Source organism: Pontibacterium sp., assembly GCF_041587635.1.
GTDB lineage: Bacteria > Pseudomonadota > Gammaproteobacteria > Pseudomonadales > Balneatricaceae > Pontibacterium.
Genome location: NZ_JBFGYC010000154.1, coordinates 1 through 7,437, shown reverse-complemented (window position 1 = coordinate 7,437; position 7,437 = coordinate 1). Strand labels below are relative to the sequence as shown.

Annotated in this window: 7 protein-coding genes and 1 riboswitch; of the genes, 2 read left to right on the top strand and 5 right to left on the bottom strand. The window is 48.9% G+C overall.

Annotated elements, in window-relative coordinates; translation table 11 throughout:
• Positions 1–4: 4 nt before the first annotated feature.
• Complete coding sequence (locus ABYW01_RS09570; RefSeq protein ID WP_372832341.1) at positions 5–322, bottom strand: hypothetical protein; 318 nt, start codon at positions 320–322, stop codon at positions 5–7.
• Between the two features lie 38 nt (positions 323–360).
• Positions 361–468: riboswitch (SAM-I-IV-variant riboswitch) on the bottom strand.
• Between the two features lie 99 nt (positions 469–567).
• Between ABYW01_RS09570 and ABYW01_RS09565 the strand changes: the two genes are divergently transcribed.
• On the top strand, positions 568–1,413 hold the full coding sequence (locus tag ABYW01_RS09565; RefSeq protein ID WP_372832340.1) for an AraC family transcriptional regulator: 846 nt from the start codon (positions 568–570) through the stop codon (positions 1,411–1,413).
• Positions 1,414–1,467: 54 nt separating this feature from the next.
• Entirely contained in the window at positions 1,468–2,124 is a 657-nt protein-coding gene (locus tag ABYW01_RS09560; protein ID WP_372832339.1) for a LysE family translocator, read from the top strand.
• A gap of 147 nt (positions 2,125–2,271) precedes the next feature.
• Here ABYW01_RS09560 and ABYW01_RS09555 read toward each other — a convergent pair whose 3' ends face one another.
• The 4 genes from ABYW01_RS09555 to ABYW01_RS09540 form a co-directional block, all read right to left on the bottom strand.
• A complete protein-coding gene (locus tag ABYW01_RS09555) occupies positions 2,272–2,811 on the bottom strand; it encodes a hypothetical protein (protein WP_372832337.1) in 540 nt (179 codons plus the stop codon).
• A 6-nt stretch (positions 2,812–2,817) separates the two neighbouring features.
• Positions 2,818–3,885 carry a cache domain-containing protein gene (locus tag ABYW01_RS09550; RefSeq protein WP_372832336.1) on the bottom strand — a complete coding sequence of 356 codons (1,068 nt, stop codon included), beginning with the start codon at positions 3,883–3,885 and terminating at the stop codon, positions 2,818–2,820.
• A 343-nt stretch (positions 3,886–4,228) separates the two neighbouring features.
• Complete coding sequence (locus tag ABYW01_RS09545) at positions 4,229–5,755, bottom strand: diguanylate cyclase domain-containing protein (protein WP_372832334.1); 1,527 nt, start codon at positions 5,753–5,755, stop codon at positions 4,229–4,231.
• Positions 5,756–5,964: 209 nt separating this feature from the next.
• Positions 5,965–7,437, bottom strand: a 1,473-nt coding sequence (locus tag ABYW01_RS09540) for an HD-GYP domain-containing protein (protein WP_372832333.1), incomplete at its 5' end; no start/stop codon positions are given.

The following is a 7,437-nucleotide window of genomic DNA, read 5'->3' as shown; positions in this document are numbered from 1 at the left end:
CTGCTTATGCCAACAGATCCTGCAGTTCAGTTGCAGTCGCTTCCTTCAACAGTTGTTCTACCGTTTGTCCCTGCCGTAATCGTTCGAGGCAGAAAAAACGGTTATCTCCTCGGTTGTCTCGATATTCGATATAGATAAACCAGACGTTGCTAAGGGATTGATTGGAATCCTTACGTTTACCTTCGGCGAGCCAGATCTTCAGTGGGCGTAAGCTATGTATATGTTGTCGGGTATAGGTACGACTACACGTATGATTGCTTGGCGGTGTTGATGCCGGAATCAGTTCGGAATCAAAGGCGTTAAGAGTATGTGCTTCAAACATGAGATGCTCCCATAAGGTTATGAGAGCTGACGTTGGAGGGCGACCTGATTTATTGTCGGTTCGACCACATCGCTGCAATAACAGCAAACCACCTTGCCCAGGTTGGCAGGTTGGCGAGGACGTCAGCCCTTCTCTTGATGTATTTAGAACTGATACTTTACTGGGAAAGAGCACGGCTAGCAAGATGGTCCTGCTGACTTAGAATATGATGTCCGAATTAAACCGTTATTGAAGTAGGAAAACGAATGAGGTTGGGGAAATCGGTAAGAGATATAGAGCAGTACTTTTTCCGCCACTCAGGTTTACCTCAGATGGAGCTGCGAAGTACTGGACATAGTACCCAGGGTTACAAAGCTCACAGTCATACGGAATTCTCTGTTGGTTGTTTGACTGCCGGTACCACATGTCTGACGTATGGCGGTCAGGATCGGGTTGTACAGGAGGGAGACCTCGTGATTATTGAACCCGATAGGATTCATGCTTGTAATCCGATTGATGGCGGCTCCAGAGCGTATCATATGCTTTATATTAACGCTCAGTGGTGCCGGGAAAAGTTGTCGCCGTTATACGGAAAAACGGTCACTCACTTTTGTTGTGATCAGATTGTGATTCAGAACTCTGCGGCATCGAGTCTTTTTATGATGCTCGTTGATACCTTGCATGGTGGAAAGGTAAAGGATGCCGCTCAACTCTTGGATCAGCTAGCCTTAACATTGCTTCTTCCTCACTGTTCGCCAATGCTTGTTCCGTCCAGACAGAATGAGCTGAGCGTACGGGTTAAACAAAAGTTGATGACTGATCTCAGCCAACCTCCTTCTCTGGGTGATTTGGCAGAAGAGTTTGGTTGTGCGAGAGAAACCGTGATCCGGACGTTTAAAGAGTCTTATGGAATTACCCCTAAGTCTTTCGTGAGCAATGCGCGGGTGGAAAAGGCCAAACTTTTACTGCGCTCTGGCTCCAGTATCGTAGATGTCGCGTCTGATTTGGGGTTCGCGGATCAGAGCCAGTTCCATCGTGCATTTGTGGGTTACACGGCGTCCACCCCTCGGCAATATCAACAATCCGGATCAATTTTCGACAATCTTTCCTAGCATCGGCTCAATAGAGTATTAGTTTTCCAAACTTGGCTGATGCTTAGGATACATATGACTTCATTGGATTATCTGATCCCAGCGGCTTTCCCTGCGCTTGTACTGGCTCACTTTGTCGCATTGCTGAGTCCGGGGCCGGACTTCTTTTTAATCGCAGGAAATGCGATCAGGTATAACCTTCGCGGCAGCCGTTTTATCTGTCTGGGTGTGGCGCTGGGAAATGCCGTGTATATCGCCGTGGCGATTCTTGGCTGGAGTGGAATCCGGGACAACCCTCAGATCTTTTCTGTGATTGAAACCATCGGGGCGGGTTATCTGTTGTGGATAGGTGTGCAGCTGTTACGAAGTCGTCCACAAGCGTTAGCGCTGGACTCAAACGAAAACCAAAACCAAAACCAAATGCCGGGGATATTGAAACAGCTGTTTCTGGGGATAAACTCTGCACTGCTCAATCCGAAAAATGCGCTGTTCTATATGAGCTTAATGGCCGTTATTTTGGGACCGGATGTGACGTTACTACAGCAGATAGTTTGTGGTATTTGGATGGTCTTAGCCGTATTTCTATGGGATCTATTCGTTGCGGGAGCGGTTGGCCATCAGAGAGTAAGAGTCGTGCTGAACCGAAAAATACACTGGGTAGAGCGAGGAGCGGGTGCAGTACTGGTGAGTTTTGGTGTTGGATTACTGGTGCAATCGAATAGCCGTGGTTAGGCTTTTCGCCCATGTTGTTGGTCATTAAGGCGCGCGGATATAGTGTATCCTGAGCACGGGTATGGGCGCGTGAGTCTGCAAGTACAGGATACCGGGAATACGGACAAGCCGCTTTTCCCGGTGTGTATACGACACATATGGTACTGATTAAATGCCGAGTTTTTTGAGCACATCTTTTTTGAAGTGAAGCGACTCAGTGTCGTCCGGAATTTCGGCAGCCAGTTTATCCAGTGCGGCTTCAAGGTTTAGTACAGAGTTCAGCGTATCTTCACAAATAAACCCTGCCACCGGACCAATGTATTCTGCCAGGCAGTCTTCCAATATGGCTTTTTGTGCATCACTGCACTCGAAGACCGGCGTGGGTATAACGTCTTCGGAGACCTCTTTAGGTGCAATATCGGCCAGCGTTTTGATGATCTCATGGGTCGGGGGTAAGGGTGTATGTTGGTCAGTCAGCATGCCTTCTTGGAACTGGTGGCGCGCGTTGCTGATATCACACATGGCATCCAGTGCTTCGATGCCATGTTTGTTGAAGTAATAGATGTAATTGATGTCACCATTTTCGATGATGACATGGGCAGAGCGATTACAATCGGTGGAGATAAACAAACTGCCGCTGACTTGCTTTCGGCACAGTTGTTTAATCTCCTCCACGACTTGGCTAAAAGGCAGATAATGCTGTGACATAGCAGGTTACCTTTCTCGTAGTCGTTCGATTGTAATATGCAGGCTGGTATTCATTCGCTTGATCGCTTTTGCCAGCGCGCCTATTTCATCCTCGCGGTCGGTGCCATCGATATCGCCATCTAATTTGCCACGGCTGATTCCGTCAGCGATGACGGTCAGTTTGGCAACGGGGTTGAGCACCAGCTGCCCCATCATGATATAGAGCACCAGGGAGGCTACGATCGCACTCACGATAGCACCCATGATAGCGTTCTGGCTCAGGGTGTAGGCCTCTGCCATCACTTTCTCCTTCTCCAATACCACACCGATCATCCAGTTGCTGCCGGATAATCCTCGCAGACGGCGGTAACTGGTCATTACCGTGTTATCGCCTATCTCCAGCTCCTGTAACTCAGAACTCAGACGGGGCTGTTTACCGGTAAATAATGCATTGATCGATTTTCCGTTCAGGCTGGGATTGGGGTGGCTGATGATGTCCCCTTTGGAGTTGAGCAGAAAAGCATAACCCGTATCGTTGAAGTTCAGGGTGTTGACCGCCTCAGATACGGTTTTCAGGCTGAGATCGCCACCAAACGCCCCTTTAAACTGACGGCCGTCGTAAATGCCAGCGACCGCTGAAATCAAAATGTCGTTGGTGGCTGAATCGGCATAAGGGTCTGTCAGAATCGCTCGGTTATGGTTACGTGCGCGGTCATACCAAGGGCGTTCGCGGGCATCCCAGTTTTTACCTGGATTCCAGTCCTGATCGTTAGATATCGGTTTGCCATCGGTATTCAGGCCGCCAAAAATCAGGATGAACTCTTTCTGCAGAAGCGGCCGATTCATGGTGTTCTGAATAGTCGCCTGACTAAAGTCGTCGGCGATCGTTTCCGACATCATATCGATGATTGCCAGTTTACCATTCAGCCAGTTGGTGATTTGGTGTGAAAGAGCCACCGTGGCTTCATTGATACGGTTCTCGGTACGTTCATACAGCGCATTTTGTACGGTGTGGTATTGGGTCCACGCGAACAGGGAAAACGCAATCATGATCACGGCGGAGGTCGCCAGTGGGACTTTATGTGAAATTTTCAAAGTGGGTATGCCTTTTTCTGAAACCGCACAGACTCTTTGAGCTGGCGGGTTTCGGTTTATTATTTTTGTTGTTCAGGCCGTAGTGAGCGATGAAAAGGCATCGGCTTTCTACGAGGTTTGCAGACAGGAATGGCTATCTGTCAGCAAAAGAGAAGTGGGGCAGGGCGTAAAACAGTCTTCGGTTGTGATTCTGGTCCATTACTACATCCCGGTACGTAATTAAATTAGTCAAAGTGTTAACTAGAGGAACAGTTTGACTAACATAGAAGTTGCATTCAGGATCGATTAGGGCCAGTTGGGTTCCGGGTGTGGTGCCAGATGTGAGGGGTGCGGATTTCGGTAATTAGTCCGTGGTTACCAAACCTTGATCTGATGATTGAGAAGATAGCTGCACTGAGTTTATAGCCGATGAGGTCGCATAGCGATAGGATTGCCCCGCTTGTTTTGCTTCATACATGGCGGCATCTGCCGTCGCAAGCAGTTGCTCCGCACAGCTACATTGCTCAGGGTATAGCGTGATACCGATGCTGGCGCTGATAGAAACCGTTTGCCCACCGATATCAATTGGCTCCTCGATGACTTTTTGCAAACACTGGATCATCCTGTCGGATTCGTGCGGACCACGAATAGCCGGCACGATAATGACAAATTCGTCACCTCCATAGCGGGCAATCGTATCGGTCATACGAAGGTTGTTCTTTAGACGGTTTGCGATCGTAATTAGCAGAGTATCGCCTGCTTCATGTCCAAACGTGTCGTTGATGGGTTTAAAGCCATTCAGATCGATAAAAAACAGTGCCAGCGACCTGCCATTACGATCAGTATGTGCGACCTCTAACTCCAACCGGTCATAGAATACACGTCGGTTAACAAGGCCGGTAAGGGCATCGTGATTGGCCAGATCAGCTAGCTCTCGTTCCCTGTCTCGATGATGGCTGATATCAATCACAGTGGTTAAGTAGAGTAATCGATTATCCAGATTAAACTCTTTTTCATGCAGCTCGATAGCAAAACGGGTGCCGTTCTGGCGACGCCCAAACCAGCCATCCTCTGATGGGTAGAAAATGGCATTGCGTTTAAGTGTTGTTAAGTCCTGTTGACTGTATCCGAAAGCCTCTCGGCAAAGGGCGTTGGCCATACAGACCTGCCCATCGTCATCGATAATCAACAAGCAGGATGATGTGTTATCCAAAAGCTCAGATAGACGCTTAATCAACTGGCCTGAATGCTGGCTGCTTTTCCGGAACAGACGAATAATATGTGCAAAGTTAAACAGCGCGAGTAAGAACGTGAAAAACTGTGCCAGTCTAAGACGTGACGTTTTCTCGCCCGACATATCCTCGATCCGGGTCGTCAGTTGATTCATCAGTGTGAGGACTGCTCGATTATTGGCTTCGAGGGACGATTTCAAGGCCGCAACCGTTTCCGGAGAGTTATCTCCCTGAATAAAGCGCTCAGCCATAGGCTTCAGATCCGACAACGCTTGTTCGGTGGTCTGTAGAATGCTTAACACTTCGGTGTCTTCGAAGGCGATGAATGGAACCAGTTTATCCCGGGTATCTGTGACCTGCCCACCAGTTTTAAATGCAAACAGGGTATCGCTAAAGAGTCGATACACCTCGATAAATTCTTGTCGGTAAGTGGTCTGATGAAGGCTGTCCGCCTGATGCAGTTGCAGTGACGTTTTGGTGAGTTGTTGCGACAACATACGCTGGCGGCCGGCGATGTTGATTGCGAGCGCATCGGCCTCAACCTCTTCGGTAATCTGCAAATTAATGCCAAGGATCGCAAAATCCAGTAGAAGGAAAATACAGATAGCAATAAAGAGTGAGCGTCTATTGCTGTGCGGCGCACGAGTAAGCAGAGTCATCCTGATTCCGGGGGTAGTGATTGAGCGCTGGGTGTGTCAGGCGGTCAATTTAGTCCCGTATTGTTGGATTATCCAGCCGGTTGATAATAATCAATTCAATAATTGATACTGCTCATAATATGTTCAGATTTTAGCTGGAAGTAGCGACGATTAACCCCGTTCGATTGAGAATCCATCACCGCTCCCCATTCCTCTGCCTGTTTGAACAATCAGGCCGCCGCCGATTCTTTATCAGTATAGGTTGCGGCTATATCGATAAAGGTTTGCTCCATGGCTAAAAACGCATCAATGACCGCTGGGTCAAAATGACTGCCATTGCCTTCCAGAATTATCGAGCGGGCTTTTTCGTGGGAAAATGCCGGTTTATACACACGCTTCGAAGTGAGCGCATCATAGACATCCGCCAATGCCATCAGGCGCCCTGAGATAGGGATCTCTTCCCCTTTGAGTCCATTTGGATAACCCCGGCCATTCCACTTTTCGTGATGGGTCAGGCTGATTTCGCGCGCAATCTGCAGGAAGGAGTTGCTGCCAAGCTGAGCTTCCGCCACCTCCAGCGCATCGGCCCCGATCTGGGCGTGTCCTTTCATGATTTCGAACTCTTCATCGGTCAGTTTGCCGGGTTTCAGCAGAATACTGTCCGGAATACCCACTTTGCCGACGTCGTGTAAGGGGGCGGACTTGTGGAGCAGGTCGATGGTGTCTGGATCAAGCTCTGCACGATATTTCTCCTGGGTACTCAAGTGCTCTGCCAGTACACGGACATAGTTTTGCGTACGCAGGATATGGCCGCCGGTTTCGTTATCGCGGGTTTCTGCCAGACTGGCGAGCCCCAAAATACTAGCGTCTCGGGTGATACTCAGTTCTCGGGTACGTTCAGCCAAAGCCTTAATCATCTGGTTGGTATGCATGGCCATCAGTCCAAACTCATCATTACTGGTGACGGGTACCTGAACATCCAGTTCACCGCGGGAAACTTGTGCCAGCGTATGATTTTCGGCGGTGATAAAGAGTTTCAGGTTGCGAGAATAGCCGATGATAATCGCCAGGATGTAAAGCATCATAATGCCGATGACAAACACTATTTCACCCAGAATATAACGTTGGGAAGTTTTCAGCGGAATGCTGTCGCCGGTATGAACGAGCCACTCCAAGTCTTTATTGATGACCAGGAAAACGACGCCTATCACAGCGACCGCACAGATAGCTGCAAACCAGATAAATTTCTGCGTCAGTGGATAAGGGTTATCATCGGGTGTGAGTTGCTGATCCGAATTGCTCAGCTTCTGAGCCAGTTTGAACTCACGAAACAGTGCCAGTTCACAGGCGATCAGGTAGCCGAGTACCGTCATCCCAACGATCACTTTGCCGCCGCTTTCCAGCGGAAAACCATGCATTAGCCAGTTATACAGCCCCAGTAGCGTCCCGAAAATCAGGAACAACGAAAGGTCTAATTTGAACTGACTTTTAACCTGCTGCTTGTACGGTTGCTGCTTCAGCCGTTTTTCCAGCGTGATGCGGATCATTCCCTGAGCGCCGAAGGCAACCAGAATAGGGATAAGCAGTTGCTCAGTGGACAGGGAGTCGAGGAAAGGACAGACCTGAATGCCGTAGACTGAAAATAAAATCAACGCTGTCAGATAATGGAATGAGGTGCGTTTTACAATCGCCTGCATGCTGTT